The 14,794-nt window shown below is 44.3% G+C and carries 11 protein-coding genes and 2 tRNA genes; 6 read left to right on the forward strand and 7 right to left on the reverse strand.

The window, feature by feature from the left end; translation table 11 throughout:
- Positions 1 to 73 precede the first annotated feature (73 nt).
- Complete coding sequence (gene cls / locus PCRYO_RS12155; protein WP_011514678.1) at positions 74 to 1,513, forward strand: cardiolipin synthase; 1,440 nt, start codon at positions 74 to 76, stop codon at positions 1,511 to 1,513.
- A 70-nt stretch (positions 1,514 to 1,583) separates the two neighbouring features.
- On the opposite strand, the gene PCRYO_RS12160 is transcribed toward cls, so the two are convergent.
- The 7 genes from PCRYO_RS12160 to rsmH form a co-directional block, all read right to left on the reverse strand.
- Positions 1,584 to 2,525, reverse strand: a complete 942-nt coding sequence (locus tag PCRYO_RS12160; RefSeq protein ID WP_011514679.1) for a putative RNA methyltransferase — start codon at positions 2,523 to 2,525, stop codon at positions 1,584 to 1,586.
- 158 nt (positions 2,526 to 2,683) lie between these two features.
- Positions 2,684 to 3,802, reverse strand: a complete 1,119-nt coding sequence (gene mraY / locus PCRYO_RS12165) for a phospho-N-acetylmuramoyl-pentapeptide-transferase (RefSeq protein ID WP_011514680.1) — start codon at positions 3,800 to 3,802, stop codon at positions 2,684 to 2,686.
- A gap of 3 nt (positions 3,803 to 3,805) precedes the next feature.
- Positions 3,806 to 5,254, reverse strand: coding sequence for a UDP-N-acetylmuramoyl-tripeptide--D-alanyl-D-alanine ligase (murF, locus tag PCRYO_RS12170; RefSeq protein ID WP_011514681.1), 1,449 nt, complete (start codon positions 5,252 to 5,254; stop codon positions 3,806 to 3,808).
- 119 nt (positions 5,255 to 5,373) lie between these two features.
- Positions 5,374 to 7,086, reverse strand: a complete 1,713-nt coding sequence (locus PCRYO_RS12175) for a UDP-N-acetylmuramoyl-L-alanyl-D-glutamate--2,6-diaminopimelate ligase (protein WP_011514682.1) — start codon at positions 7,084 to 7,086, stop codon at positions 5,374 to 5,376.
- Positions 7,087 to 7,156: 70 nt separating this feature from the next.
- Positions 7,157 to 9,244: a peptidoglycan D,D-transpeptidase FtsI family protein gene (locus tag PCRYO_RS12180; RefSeq protein ID WP_011514683.1), complete on the reverse strand. Its 2,088-nt coding sequence runs from the start codon at positions 9,242 to 9,244 to the stop codon at positions 7,157 to 7,159.
- Positions 9,241 to 9,753 carry a cell division protein FtsL gene (locus tag PCRYO_RS12185; RefSeq protein ID WP_011514684.1) on the reverse strand — a complete coding sequence of 171 codons (513 nt, stop codon included), beginning with the start codon at positions 9,751 to 9,753 and terminating at the stop codon, positions 9,241 to 9,243. Before PCRYO_RS12185 ends, PCRYO_RS12180 begins: the two co-directional genes overlap by 4 nt.
- A 212-nt stretch (positions 9,754 to 9,965) precedes the next feature.
- Complete coding sequence (gene rsmH, locus PCRYO_RS12190; RefSeq protein WP_083759475.1) at positions 9,966 to 10,994, reverse strand: 16S rRNA (cytosine(1402)-N(4))-methyltransferase RsmH; 1,029 nt, start codon at positions 10,992 to 10,994, stop codon at positions 9,966 to 9,968.
- Positions 10,995 to 11,394: 400 nt separating this feature from the next.
- Between rsmH and gltX the strand changes: the two genes are divergently transcribed.
- The 5 genes from gltX (at position 11,395) to PCRYO_RS12220 (ending at position 14,752) form a co-directional block, all read left to right on the forward strand.
- Positions 11,395 to 12,924: a glutamate--tRNA ligase gene (gene gltX, locus PCRYO_RS12200; RefSeq protein ID WP_011514686.1), complete on the forward strand. Its 1,530-nt coding sequence runs from the start codon at positions 11,395 to 11,397 to the stop codon at positions 12,922 to 12,924.
- A gap of 153 nt (positions 12,925 to 13,077) precedes the next feature.
- Positions 13,078 to 13,443: a hypothetical protein gene (locus PCRYO_RS12205; RefSeq protein ID WP_011514687.1), complete on the forward strand. Its 366-nt coding sequence runs from the start codon at positions 13,078 to 13,080 to the stop codon at positions 13,441 to 13,443.
- 122 nt (positions 13,444 to 13,565) lie between these two features.
- Positions 13,566 to 13,641, forward strand: a tRNA-Ala gene (locus PCRYO_RS12210).
- A gap of 157 nt (positions 13,642 to 13,798) precedes the next feature.
- A tRNA-Glu gene (locus PCRYO_RS12215) sits at positions 13,799 to 13,874 on the forward strand.
- 224 nt (positions 13,875 to 14,098) lie between these two features.
- Positions 14,099 to 14,752: a LysE family translocator gene (locus tag PCRYO_RS12220; RefSeq protein WP_011514688.1), complete on the forward strand. Its 654-nt coding sequence runs from the start codon at positions 14,099 to 14,101 to the stop codon at positions 14,750 to 14,752.
- The last annotated feature ends 42 nt before the right edge of the window (positions 14,753 to 14,794 follow it).

The following is a 14,794-nucleotide window of genomic DNA, read 5'->3' on the forward strand; positions in this document are numbered from 1 at the left end:
CATAGTACTTCTCTTTTTGATTAGTTAAAGCGATTGATACTTTTTAGATAAAATAATAATAAGGGACGCTGTTATGATCGTAGATATTTTGTTGACGATACATTTTATCCTACTGATACTGATTTCTTTACGGGTCTTATCTCGTCATGATTTGACCTCGCCCGCTAGATTAGCATGGATTGTCATTCTGTTTATTTTACCTTATTTTGGCGTGCTGATTTACTGGATGTTTGGTGAAGTGCATTTGGGTCATGACTTTGGGCAAAAACGCGACGATATCATTAAGCGATTAAATACTCATAGTCCAAGCGTTCTTGGTCATGAGACGACGTTAGAGAAGATGATCAAGCCCGCTTATCAAGCTTCCTTTGCTTATGCAGCAAAAGCCACCGGTTTTCATACTATGGAGGGTAATCAGGCAGAGCTCATGGCAGATGCAAGCGAAACACGCAGACGCATGATTGCTGATTTTGATGCTGCAACAGACCATATCCATGTGCTGTATTACATTTGGCTCGTCGATGGCATGGGTATTGATACCGCGCAAGCTCTCATCCGAGCAGCAAAGCGCGGCGTTACTTGTCGAGCAATGGTTGATGGCATGGGCTCACGGAAGATGGTGAGCTCAAAGATATGGCAAGAAATGCAAGATGCTGGCGTACAAGTCAGTGTAGCTCTCCCACTAACCAACTTTGTAAAAGTAATGCTGTTTAGCCGTATTGATCTGCGTAATCACCGCAAAATTACCGTTATTGATGGCAAAATTGGCTACTCTGGTAGTCGTAACTGCGCCGATCCTGAATTTATGGTAAAGCCAAAATATGCGCCGTGGGTCGATATTATGCTGCGTATCGAAGGACCTGTGGTCGCGCAGAATCAGATGTTATTTGCTAGTGATTGGCTGATTGAAAACCCAGATACTTCGCTTGATAGCTTTTATTATGATAGCACGCCAAAGCCTAATGGCTTTCCTGCCCAAGTTTTTTCAGATGGTCCTACTCAGCGGCACGGTACCACGCCACAGTTTTTGGGTGCTTTGATTAGCCAAGCGCAAGAGACGCTGATTATCTCTACGCCTTATTTCGTGCCCGATTATTCACTCGTCAGTATTTTATGCGCTACTGCCTATCGCGGGGTTGAAGTGACGATGGTTTTTCCAAAAAATAACGATTCCTTTATCGTTGCCGCGACCAGTCGCAGTTATTATTGGCAATTGCTCGAAGCGGGGGTAAAAATTTATGAATATAAACCAGGCTTGTTACACGCGAAGACCTTGACGATTGATGGTGAAATTAGCTTGATTGGCTCGACCAATTTAGACTTACGTAGCTTTGATCTGAATTATGAGAATAACATTGTTTTTAGCGATAAAAAGCTGACGGCGGATATTATTGAGCGCCAATACCAATATATCGCTGACTCAGACGAAGTAACACGTGAAGAGGTCAAAAACTGGCCACTATCTTCTAGGATTTGGAACAACATCATTGCTACGATGGGTCCTGTTTTATAAGCCTCTTACTTTAAGCCCATCAGGTTATTTTGTGAAGTGTCTTGATAAGATGACATAGCGATAAGTAAACTTATAAGTTCGTTGTTTTCTGCAAAATATATATGACAAACTTGGCTTCAGTTGCAAATGTTTCGGTTGCAACTAAAGCTAGTAACGCTTGTCTTTTTTCGCTATGCGCACGATATGCATAAGGAGTCATAGTCAGCAAATCAGCCAAATCATCTGCTGATAATTTTAACTCAGTACTGACATTATAAGTGTTAAGCAGCGTAAAATATGGCGCTAATTCCTGCAAAAACTTGTCAGAATCGTGCTCACGGACATCGTCAAACAAAGCCTCACGCATCGTTGCTAAATGACCGATATCTGGCTTAGCAATGATTAAATAACCCTCATCGCTTAATACTTCATTGAACGCTTCTGGCAGAATGGGACTAAAAATACTGCTAATCCCATTGATCCTTTGCGCACGCAAGGGCAAATGAGCAGCACTGGTTACTAATGGATAAATCACTGCTGTTTTAATACTATCGTTCTTATCTTGCTGATTCCAAAGAGAACTTGCTGCCTTGCTCGCTTTTGCAAGCTCTACTATGGCAGGTTTACTAATATCCGCCGCAATAAGTGTATCCATACCCGTCTGAGCCATCGCTTCGGTATAGTAGCCTTCGCCGCAGCCGATATCCAGCCAATTGACTGGTTTACCAGTTTGTTCAGATGGCAACTCGTTTTTTGCTAACAATTCCACTATTTTTTGGCAGATCAGTGCCTGTAATGGCTGATAATACCCTGCATTTAAAAACCGTTTCCGTGCCTCGATGGACGCTTGACTATCACCCGGTGCTTTAGATTTTTTTTGTTGGACAGGTAGAAGATTAACGTAACCCTGACGCGCCACATCAAAAGGATGCGCAGTTTGTTTTGGGTGCAAGCTACCATCACAGCGCCATGTATCGATTGCGGGCTGCAGTGGCGACTGGCAAAGGGGACAAATAAATAAGGACACAGGCATCTCAAATCATAGCAATATGGCTGTTATTTTACCAAAATTCAGCCATGCTAAGTGTTAAAAGGTATGAGAAAAGATAGTATGGGAAACAAAAAAGCCATCTCAAACTTGTTGAGATGGCTTTTTAACGAAGAATATCGAGATTAATCTGAGTTACTGTTCTAACGCAGCTTTAACGTCATCAAGCCAAGGATAACCAAGATAATGGCGATAATCCAAAACCTTGCGACCACTTGGGTTTCTTTCCAGCCAATCTCTTCAAAATGGTGATGCAGCGGTGCCATACGAAAGACGCGCTTTTTGCGTAGCTTATATGAGCCAACCTGTAGCATTACCGACAATGCTTCTGCAACGAACAGTCCGCCCATAATTGCGAAAGCGATTTCTTGACGGGTCATTACCGCAATGGTACCGAGCATTGCGCCCAGTGACAGCGCACCCACATCACCCATAAACACTTGCGCTGGATGGGCGTTAAACCATAAAAAGCCAAGCCCTGCGCCAATCATCGCGCCACAGACAATAATCACCTCAGAATTGTAGGCAATATAAGGTACGTGCAAGTAATCCGCAAAGCGTACGTCACCAGAGACATATGCCATCGCGCCCAAGCCTGCAGCAACCAAGACCACTGGCAAAATCGCCAAGCCATCCAAGCCATCAGTTAAATTGACCGCGTTAGAGGCGCCATTAATCACAAAGTAAGTAAAGATAATAAAGCCAATACCAAACGGCACTGCCGAAAATGGAATCATCCAATCTTTAAAGATAGGTATTAATAAATCCTGCATCTCGCGAGTCGTCGCAATATCTGGCTGCAGTGTGGCAATATAATATAAAGAAATGCCGACGAATAATGCACCCATGGATAGCCAAAAGTATTTTTTGCGAGCAATTAGACCTTTTGGGTTCTTATATTTAATTTTGAGCCAATCATCCGCCCAGCCTACCGCACCAAAGATAATCATGACAATGAGCAAAATCCAGACATACGGATTATTCAAACGCGCCCAAAGTAAGGTTGATACCCCAATTGCGCTCAAAATCAGCACCCCACCCATGGTCGGGGTGCCAGTTTTGACCAAATGCGACTGTGGTCCATCATTACGAATCGCCTGACCGTACTTAAGTGCACGCAAACGTCGAATAACGCGATTACCAAAAACCATGCTAAAAGCAAGGGCGGTAACGACCGCCAGTAACGCGCGCAGCGTCAAAGAAGAAACCGCATAAAACGGGGCATAATAATGACCAAGCCAGCTAAACAACCAAACTAACACTGCCTACTCCTCGACTAGCGCATTGATAAGTGTTTCCATTTCCATGGAACGAGAACCTTTAAACAACACCGTACAAGGTTGCGCCTGCTGCGCTTGCAAATAAGGTTTCAAGTACGCCAATAAACTGTCTTTATCGGTAAACGCATAGGCATTGATATCAGAAATCTCCTGCGCACCTTCGACTGTATAAGGGGCATATTCACCAACGCAAAGCAGTACATTAATACCTGTGGTCGCAATGGTACGACCCAAGCTTTGATGCTCGCTAACCGCCGCCTCTCCCAGTTCTGCGATATCGCCCAGCACCATGACTTGCGTGCCCGTTTGTGCTGCCAATACTTTTGCTGCAGCTCGCACCGAATGTGGATTGGCATTATAAGTATCATCAATCAGTCGATGCATGCCTAACAGCTGACTGTTCAAGCGACCTTTGGCAGGACGCGCATTTTCAAGTCCAACGACGATATCACTAACTTCAATATTTAATGCATGGGCACAGGCAGCAGCGGCTAAAGCATTATTGACATTGTGCTCGCCCGCTAGTGGCAAGTTGATATCATGGACTTGATTGCCTATATGCAGCTTAAATTCACTGCGCTCAGGCTCGACATCTAAATGGCTGGCACTGACATCAGTACTACCAAAGCCAATCACGTGTGATGTATGCTTTTCAGCGATACGGCGTAATTGATTGGTAAAATCATCTTTATCAGGAACGATCGCAAATTGGCTGTCATTCAAGGTATGGTAAATCTCAGCCTTGGTTTGGCAAATCCCTTCACGGCTGCCAAACTCACCCAAATGCGCCGTGCCAATATTTAAAATACACGCAACATCTGGCTGGACAATCTCCGTAGTATAAGCAATTTCGCCAATATGGTTTGCGCCAAGCTCTAGGATGGCATAGCGATGATGGTCGGATAATTCGAGCAACATCATCGGCACACCCAAATCATTATTTAGGTTGCCACGCGTGATAAGCGTTGGGGCAAGTCTGCCAAAGATACTACCGAGCATCTCTTTACAGGTGGTCTTACCACTAGAGCCAGTAATAGCAATGACGGTTAAATTTTGATGCTGCTGACGACGATACGCAGCCAATTGCCCTAACGCTAAACGGGTATCGCTCACCACTAACTGCGGAATACTATTTGCATCAGCTGTAGCAATAGGGCGGGCGACGATAGCCGCAACCGCACCTTGTGCAATGGCAGTATCGAGATAATCGTGACCATCAAAATTGTCACCCGTTAACGCTAAAAATATATCACCAGGCTTTATCGTACGGGTGTCGGTGGCAATACGAGTGCTCATTACATCGTTTTTTGAGCCGGATTGTTCCTCACTCAGCTGCCAATGCCCGTCGAGTGCTGCGGTTGCTGCGAGCAGATTGTCTTCTTGCCAAACATACAGCCCTTGCGACTGAATGCTGTTATCGTTGTCGGCTGTCATAATGATTACCTTATATATGATGACTACTTACTTATTTATTTATTTTTTATAGTTAACGACTAATACTTTTTAGATAGCATGAAAAACTAACTGTAAGCGCTATTATTTATCTATAAATGCTATACGCGCCCTGCTTGTTTTAAGGCATTTTGCAAAATAACACTGTCGTCAAAATCATAACGAACATGATTAATCTCTTGATAGGTCTCATGACCCTTGCCAGCAATAACGACGATATCATCAGCCGCTGCTTGATTGACCGCATACTCAATCGCTGCTTGGCGCGCAGGCTCAATATGGGTACGCTGATATTGCTCAGTGCTCATCCCTACCTGCATATCTTGCAAAATCGCGTTGGGGTCTTCAGTACGTGGATTGTCTGCCGTTAACACGACTTTATCCGCGCCTGCCAATCCTGCTTGCGCCATCAAAGGACGTTTGCCCGCATCACGGTCGCCACCGCAGCCAAACACTGCCCATAGCTGGCCTTTACAATGAGTTTTGAGACTGGCAAGCACCTGACTTAAGGCATCAGGGGTGTGAGCATAATCGACGATGAAACAACCATCATTCGATGGTACACGCTGCATACGCCCAACCGCACCTTGTAACTGCGGCACCACTGCGGCAATATGCTCAAGGCTAATGCCTAAAGCTACAGCAGCTGCCATAGCAGCAAGTAAATTCGCCACGTTAAAACGTCCCAATAATGGGCTAACGATATCTAAATGATTCATTGTCCCATCGTCGAAATCTGTACGCAGGCTGATCTCTACACCTCGTAAACTTGGCGTGATGTTAGCGGCGACGAAGGTAGCTGTTTTTAGTGAATCTAAGCTGTATGTCCAAACGGTCAAATTGCTAGCGTGTGCGGTGTCAAGCATAATCTGGGCATGCTCGTCATCGATATTGATAATGGCATGGGTCAAATCCGGAAAATGGGCTTTATCAAACAACTTGGCTTTAGCTGCCGCGTACTCTGCCATATCAGCATGATAATCTAAATGATCGCGACTCAGGTTGGTATAAATCGCCACCGACACTGGCATACCTTGCAGACGCTGCTGATCTAAACCATGTGAGCTGGCTTCCAATGCTAGTAGTTCAGCACCTTCTTTGCCCATTTGATACAAAAACTGCTGGACCGCTAAAACATCTCCCGTGGTATGGCTGGCTTGCACCAAAGCACCAAACCTACCATTACCTGCCGTGCCCATGACTGCGCTGCTCATACCTGTCAGCTGCGTCAATTGTGCCACCAATTGGCTAATGGTGGTTTTGCCATTGGTGCCCGTCACGGCTATGACAGTTGGTAATGTCACGGGCTGCTGATACTGCAAACGTGCTTGAATGAGTGTCCCTAAAAAATCACGAATGTTGGGCACATGTAAAACGGGGCAAGGCAGTGCTACTAATTGCTGCTGCGCTTTAGCAGTACTATCATTTGGTAAGGTGATATCGGCATGATTTGATACACTAGTCGTGTTAAGTAAAGCCCTAGGATCTATTTCTGATAGGATAAAAGCCGCATTGTTAGCGGCTTGATAAAGGTGGTCACGGCTTTTTTGGCAATTTGGCGTATGGCTTTTTAACAAGACGAACACGTCGTTGCTGGCTAGTTGACGGCTGTCTAAACAGAACTGCTGGAATGGAATATTGATCACCGCATCCAGTTGAACAGCGGTTATTTGATGCGATGACTCGCTAACAGCTGCGGTCATATTCGCTGTAAATACCTGCTGTAGACTATGTCTATCGTCGCTGCTACTAGCTGCAAGCAGCTGTTGCAAGGTAACTGTGATACTGCTTGGCGACGAGGTAGACAGGGTCATTGGCAAATCCTAAACGGTTAAAACACATCAAATAGTTAAGAGGTGGATATTAAAAAATTTACTTTTATATCTATTGAGCTTCGGTTTTGAGCGGCTTATCTAAAGGCACATTATATAAACGTAGTGCCTCTTTCATGACATTATGGAAAACAGGAGCCACGGTTAAACCAGCATAAATCTGACCACGCGGGTCTTCGATTAACATGACACCGACCAGTTTTGGATTAGAAGCTGGTGCCATACCCGCAAAGACATTACGATACTGGTCAGTATAGTAGCCACCTTTTGGATTGATACGGCGCGAGGTTCCTGTTTTACCAGCAACGCGGTAACCATCAATAGCCGCACCTTTAGCCGTACCGCCGTCTTCTGTGACACTTTCCATCATCTGTACGATGGCCATCGCTTGTTCATGCGCCATAATACGTTTGCTTGGTAGCGCTTTGTCATTTTTATTCAACGTTAGCGGATGCATGACGCCACCTGCCGCCAGCGCTGAATAAGCTTGTGCTATCTGTGCCAGTGTTACCTGTATACCATAGCCATAACTGACCGTTGCCCGTCTCGAAGTTTCTTTTTCTTCTGGTGTCACCACAAGCCCACTGCCTTCACCTGGAAATTGCAGTGGTGTTTTTGCCCCAAAGCCAAACTGTCTTTGCATATTGGTAATGCCGTCAGCCGGTAGAGACAAAGCAATCTTGGTCGAGGCGACGTTACTAGATTTCTGTAGTAGCGTTGCCATCGTGATCCGCCCTAGATTATTATGGTCACGAATCGTATAACCACGGACACGGATAGAGCCAGGATTGGTATCGATTAAAGTAGTGGCAGTGTATTTCCCTGAATCTAAAGCCGCAGCAACGGTGAATGGCTTCATGACTGAACCGGGTTCAAAGACATCAAGGAGCGCACGGTTACGCTGATTTTCACCCGTCATCTCATTCAGATTATTAGAGTTAAATGACGGCCATGTCGATAGCGCAAGTACTTCACCAGTTTGTACATCGACTACCATACCTGTCGACCAGCGCGCTTTTTGCAAACGCCCCGCTTTTTCTAGCTCTTTATAAAGCAAATATTGCAAACGCGAATCAATGGTCAATGTCACATCTTTACCTGGTACTTCTGGTTCAACCTGTTTGATTTCTTTAAGACTGTTTTGTTTGGCATCTTTGAGCACCAAAACCTTACCATCATCACCCGCCAGATCTTTCTCATACTGACGTTCGATACCAGCACGTCCTTCATAACCACCTTCAGGATCGTTGGCATTTTGTCCCATGAAACCTAGTAGTTGCGAGTTAGGCTGTGGCTGCGGATAATAGCGCTGAAAAAAGTTTTTCTCATTAACACCAGGAAAATCAAGCGAGCTAACGCTTTCTGCAATCTCCGGCGTTACTTTATTTAATAGTGGCAAATAATGCGAGCCTGCACCCGATGGCAGCGCTGCTTTGACTGCCACCTCATCCGTTACATCAATAGTAGGGTCGATAGCTGTCACTCTTTTTAGCTCATCGGCTGAGATGTTGGCAGCCGCCGCAAGCGTCGTCAAATCCATATTGTCTAAGCGCTTTTGCATACGTGCGATAAGCTGCGGACTTTCAGGATTGGTGATAATAATACGCTTAAGCTCGTAGTATTCACGGGCATAGTCATGCGGGCTAAAAGAGACTGTCGCAAGTGGTGCACTGACAGCCAATGGCAAATCGTTGCGATCCGTAATCATGCCACGATAGGATTTTTGCGTGCGTACACTGGTGATGAGCTCATTGCCTTTATCTTGATAAAACTGAGTATTGGCAATTTGAATATAGTAAGCACGACCGATAAGTGCCACCAAAATAAGCAGCGCTATACCCCAAATCAAACGGAAACGGTTCTTATCTTGTTCGACACCGCCGCGAGAGGAAGCACCAGATGCTTTTCCCAAAATTGATCTTTTGCTTTTTAGATTTTTGACACTGGTATAAGCACCCTGTTCTTCATTCTTTTTTAAGCGACCAAATAGCTTGGCTTTACGGCCATCATCTGATTTATGGTCAGGCTTGCTACTCGTTTGCCCAGATTTGGCCGCACTAGCACGGCGTAGTGGCTTAGTAACCTTGCCGCTGGCGGGTTTTTTGCTGGTCGCTTTAGCACTGGGTTTTTTATCGCTCATTGTCCTGCCTCCGCTAGGTCAGAATCGGTAGCAGCAGCCTTAACGGGTGCATCGCTCACAGCATCAGCTTCGAAAACATCAGAATCATTCGTCGTTAAAGTGTCTGGAGTACTGGCATCAGGGTCCACGAGTGCAACTGCTGTCGCAGCACCTGGCTGGATAATCAGCTTATCTTTGAGTGTCGGCGAAAACATCCCAAGCTCAGCAACGGCACGACTGGCAATCTGCGGCGTCGCACTAAAGGTCTGTTGTTCAATAAGCAGACGCTGATGCTCAACTTGTAGTTTTCGCTCTTGTTTTTTCATGTCTTGCAAGGTTTTATAATCCTGATGATATTGCTGAACACCTTCAGCCGTTTTGATGCCACTCCATACAATACCAGCCGCCAACAGTACCAATATAGCTACATAGATATTTGATATTTTAAATTTACGCACAAATAAGGCGCCAACATCGGTATTTGATGGCGTTGCGGCGCGGCGGTTTGCAGGTTTGTCGGATATTGCCATGACAATCTCAAAAAAGTGAACTTCAAAATATAAAAAGCGATAACCATTTACGAGTTATAAAACTCTTATAAGCCATCAGCACCATCAATAAAAACAATACCAAGCAAAAAAGTAACTGCTGAGCCTAGCAGATAATGTTTACAGCTTTTTAACAGCCGCGTAATCATTAAAACATTCAGTCATATTTAAACCACATAAGTTAATAATGGCATTCATGGATGAATATCTGCTACATAGTCAGCATCAGTACGTGTTGCCATGCGTAACCATGCACTACGCGAGCGTGGGTTATGACTTATCTCTGCTTTACTAGGACCGACGCGTTTTGGCTTACTAAAGTAACGTGGACGCTTGGGTGGCATCGGCAAATTCTCATCTTCTGGATATTGCCCTTTACTATGACGCTGCAAAAACTGCTTGATACGGCGATCTTCTAACGAGTGAAAACTAATCACTGCTAGCTGTCCGCCTACCTTTAATATCGGAATACTTTGCTCTAAAAAGTTATCGACATCACCAAGCTCGTTGTTAATAAAAATCCGCATCGCCTGAAAGCTCTGGGTCGCTGGATGCTTGCCGCGTTGCCAGTTTGGATGGGCAACTTTTATCACTTCAGCCAATGCTAAAGTAGAGTCGTAACTGTCCATTTGCTTAATGGCACGAGCGATACGGCGACTGTGACGCTCTTCGCCAAACTCATAAAGGACATTGGCCAAGGTTTCATCATCGACCGTCTCAAGCCACTCAGCAACTGACTGCCCGCGGCTGGTATCCATACGCATATCGACCGCGCCATCGCGCATAAAACTAAAACCACGACTGCCATCATCAATTTGTGGTGACGAGATACCCAAGTCTGCCATTAAGCCGTCAACTTGAGTGATTCTCATTGCAGCAAGACTGTCTGTTAACGTCGCAAAGCTATCATGTACCACTTTTACGCGACTGTCGCTATTTGCCAATTCACGAGCAACGCTAATGGCTGTTGGGTCTTTATCAAAAACAATCAAAGTTGCATCATCGGCAAGCTGGCTTAATAGCAAGCGACTATGGCCACCACGACCAAAGGTAGCATCGACATAGATACCGCTTGCTTGCAAGCTATTTTGACTTTCGTCGTCTGTCTGCTTCGGTAGCGCTTTGACACCCAACACTGCGGCGACTGCTTCTTGCAATAGCACCGCATCATGGACAAAACTCAATTCGTCAGACGTAGCTTGATCTTCACTAGGCTCTTGCATAAGTTTTTGAGTAGAAGTGCTTTCTTCAGAAAACAGACTCGCCGCTGACATAGAATGATCAGGGTCAGAAGGATTGTGATTAGCATTTGGCGTATTTTTTGGCTTACTATTCGATATGGACACAAACAACTCAATAGATGATGGTCAAATTGACCAGTAATAGTAAAAAATCAGATGAAAATAAACAAGTTATGACTTACCTAACATTATTATCGCAAGGATACACGGGTAGTCAAGCGCTAGAAGGGCATTTCGTTAAAAATATCCCATCTCTCTGTTATACTAGCGCTATATTTTACGCTATTTTTCAACGTTGACTGCCATTCTTTCGTCCATATTTTCACTTTTCACTACTAGTTTTGACCGTCCCATTCATTAACAACAACATTCTGAGATTTTTATGATGCAACCATCTACTTCTACTAATAGCATACGCCCTGTTCGTACCCGTATTGCCCCTTCGCCTACTGGCTTCCCGCACGTTGGCACTGCTTATATCGCACTGTTTAATTTAGCCTTTGCCAAGGCTCATGGCGGCGAATTTATTTTGCGTATTGAAGACACCGACCAAACGCGCTCGACAGAGCAATCTGAAAAAATGATTTTGGATGCACTACGTTGGGTCGGTCTCGACTGGGCGGAAGGTCCAGATATCGGCGGTCCGCACGCGCCTTATCGTCAAAGCGAGCGTAGTGATATTTACAAAAAGCACGCCGAGCAGCTGATAGAAAACGATCATGCGTTTCGCTGCTTTTGTAGCAGTGAAGAGCTTGATGCCATGCGTGCTGAGCAAATGGCCAATGGCGAGACCCCACGTTATGATGGTCGCTGTGCGCATTTAGCCGCAGAAAAAACCGAGCAATTGGTCGCTGAGGGCAAACCGCACGTCATCCGTATGCGCGTGCCTACCGAAGGCGTCTGTCAAGTGCAAGACATGCTACGCGGTACGGTTGAGATTCCTTGGACCCAAGTCGACATGCAAGTACTGCTAAAAACAGACGGCATGCCAACATACCATTTAGCCAATGTCGTCGACGACCATTTGATGGATATCAGTCATGTGATGCGTGGTGAAGAATGGTTGAATTCTGCGCCTAAGCATCAGTTGCTTTATGAGTATTTTGGTTGGGAGATGCCTGTACTTTGCCACATGCCATTACTGCGTAACCCAGATAAATCAAAACTGTCTAAGCGTAAAAATCCAACGTCTATCACCTATTATCGTGATGCGGGCGTACTCCCTGAAGCGTTGCTAAACTATCTCGGTCGTATGGGCTACTCAATGCCTGACGAAGCGGAGCAGTTTACCTTAGAGGAAATGATTGCCAGCTTTGATATTCAGCGTGTGTCGCTTGGCGGCCCTATTTTCGATATCGAGAAACTCAACTGGCTCAATTCTGAATGGCTACGTGCACTCACGCCAGAAGAGCTAAAAAATAAAATCCTTGAATGGGCAAGCAACAGTGACAAGCTAACCGCTATCGCAGCGGCAATTCAACCACGTATCGAATTGTTATCTGATGCGGTCAATTGGAGTGGCTTCTATTTTCAAAACTTACCTGATATCAACGCTGAGAGCTTTACTCATAAGTCGCTCACACCTGAGCAAATCATGGATATGCTACAGCTGTCATTATGGCAGCTAGAAGTCTTGCCTACTTGGTCAGAAGAAAACATCTACGCCACGCTAAAAGGCCTTGCTGCACATCTTGATATTAAAATGCGTGACTTTATGGCGCCGTTCTTTATCGCTATCGCTGGTAGCACCTCATCGACGCCTGTCATGAACTCTATGGCGATTATTGGTGCTGATATGACGCTGACACGCTTGCGTCATGCGGTTGACGTGCTGGGTGGCCTCGGTAAAAAGAAACTCAAAAAACTAGAGAAACAAGCAGCAGAATTGCCAGACTTTTTGGCAGCAGAATAGTTTCTTAGTTGTTTGTTAATAACATTGTTGATTCATAACATTATTAGTGAATAAAAAAGAGGGGTCAGACTAATACTGACCCCTCTTTACGTGAATCTCAGCATTTGCATACGAATACTGATTCTTTATTTAATATTTAAATTGGAAATAAAAATGGTAGCCAAGACCGTCACAATAGAAAGTAAAGATTATGTCTTTAACACGCTAAAAGAAGCGCAGAAATACTACGATGCCATCGTAAAAGAGCTATACGATACCAAGTTGACCCTCACTACCGGTCAAGATTTTGATGACTTAAAGTGGATATATAGCTCTTATTGCAGTTATATCAATCATAATGTCGATCGATTGAAAGAATCTGACATCATTGGTTTTAAAGGTATCAGCACAGTACAACTAAAAGGTGGGCAATATATCCCCACAGAATGCGGTGCAGTTATTTTTTCAGATGGTACTGAAGAAGAATTCTTTACCGATAAAGCCCTAAAAGAGATTGCCATCAAGCAAAATCCACGTTAATTTAAGCTTATTAAGCAGCTAAAATGGCTTTAAACGCTTTTTTTTGCATATTTATGCATTATTTTTAAAATAGCAGTTGACAAGACTGCTGGTCTTACATAAAATACGCACACTCTTAGCGAGGGGCTATAGCTCAGTTGGTAGAGCACTTGCATGGCATGCAAGGGGTCAACGGTTCGACTCCGTTTAGCTCCACCATACTATTTATTGCAAAGCTCAGTTCACTGAAACTTTAACATAAATACTCGCTAGTAGGACGATATCAGCACCTAGGCAATGCTTGCTCTGTTATTAATAGATAAGCTATCTGATATTGTGAAGTACCGTTGTAACCACTGGTTATAACACTCTATGCGTCCCCATCGTCTAGAGGCCTAGGACACCGCCCTTTCACGGCGGTAACGGGGGTTCGAATCCCCCTGGGGACGCCACTATACGGCGTCACTTATTAGCACTTTTGCTTAGCATCAGATTAGACTAATAAGCGAACAATAAAAAAGCCCAGTCATCATACGGTGACTGGGCTTTTTTATGTCTGTCATTTCTGAAAAATGCTAGCAAGGCTATATATACCATTAGGAATATTGATAGAATGCAATGTAAAGGCGCTCTATAAAATGTTGAGCTGAATTGCTATCACAAGGAGGTATTGGCTATGTTTGGTATTGAAAATTATCTGGGATTTATCCTTGCTGCCATTTTATTAAATATAACACCCGGAACAGATAGCATGTATATCATTACTCGTAGTATGTCACAGGGACAGACTGCAGGATTCTACTCTGTATTCGGTATTATCTCTGGTATTTTAGTACATACTTTGCTGGCTGCGCTCGGGTTGTCCGTCCTATTAGCCAATTCACCATTTGCATTTACGCTAGTGAAATATATTGGCGCAAGCTACTTATGCTATCTAGGCTTTAAAATGCTGACTAGCAAACCAGCACCTTTACTTGCCAGTAATTTACCCATTGAAGAAAAATTAGCCTCTACTCGACCGTTAGATAGGTGGCAGATATATAAGCAAGGGGTTATAACTAATACCTTTAATCCAAAAGTAGCATTATTCTTTTTAGCGTTCTTCCCACAGTTTATCGACTCGAGTTACGGTAATAGTATGTTGTCTTTTTTAGGTCTTGGGCTAACTTTTGCCACGACCGGTTTTATGTGGTTCTCGTGCTTGGCATTACTGTCGTCAAAGTTCAGTGAAAATCTGCGTAAGAATCCTACTATTGAAGTAATTTTAAATAGAATAAGCGGTGTGATATTTATCGGCATGGGAGTCAAGCTGCTGACTGAGAAAGGTTGAGCAATAAAATTACCTAAGCACGATAATATTGCATAAAAGAGC

Origin of the sequence: Psychrobacter cryohalolentis K5, assembly GCF_000013905.1 — a bacterium.
GTDB classification, from domain to species: Bacteria; Pseudomonadota; Gammaproteobacteria; order Pseudomonadales; family Moraxellaceae; genus Psychrobacter; species Psychrobacter cryohalolentis.

Bases quoted from the DNA above. Each gene is read 5' to 3' on its own strand.
- murF (WP_011514681.1), bottom strand. From the start codon at position 5,254: ATGACAGCCGACAACGATAACAGCATTCAGTCGCAAGGGCTGTATGTT.
- cls (WP_011514678.1), top strand. From the start codon at position 74: ATGATCGTAGATATTTTGTTGACGATACATTTTATCCTACTGATACTG.
- PCRYO_RS12175 (WP_011514682.1), bottom strand. From the start codon at position 7,086: ATGACCCTGTCTACCTCGTCGCCAAGCAGTATCACAGTTACCTTGCAA.
- PCRYO_RS12205 (WP_011514687.1), top strand. From the start codon at position 13,078: ATGGTAGCCAAGACCGTCACAATAGAAAGTAAAGATTATGTCTTTAAC.
- PCRYO_RS12180 (WP_011514683.1), bottom strand. From the start codon at position 9,244: ATGAGCGATAAAAAACCCAGTGCTAAAGCGACCAGCAAAAAACCCGCC.
- PCRYO_RS12185 (WP_011514684.1), bottom strand. From the start codon at position 9,753: ATGGCAATATCCGACAAACCTGCAAACCGCCGCGCCGCAACGCCATCA.
- rsmH (WP_083759475.1), bottom strand. From the start codon at position 10,994: ATGCAAGAGCCTAGTGAAGATCAAGCTACGTCTGACGAATTGAGTTTT.
- gltX (WP_011514686.1), top strand. From the start codon at position 11,395: ATGATGCAACCATCTACTTCTACTAATAGCATACGCCCTGTTCGTACC.
- PCRYO_RS12160 (WP_011514679.1), bottom strand. From the start codon at position 2,525: ATGCCTGTGTCCTTATTTATTTGTCCCCTTTGCCAGTCGCCACTGCAG.
- PCRYO_RS12220 (WP_011514688.1), top strand. From the start codon at position 14,099: ATGTTTGGTATTGAAAATTATCTGGGATTTATCCTTGCTGCCATTTTA.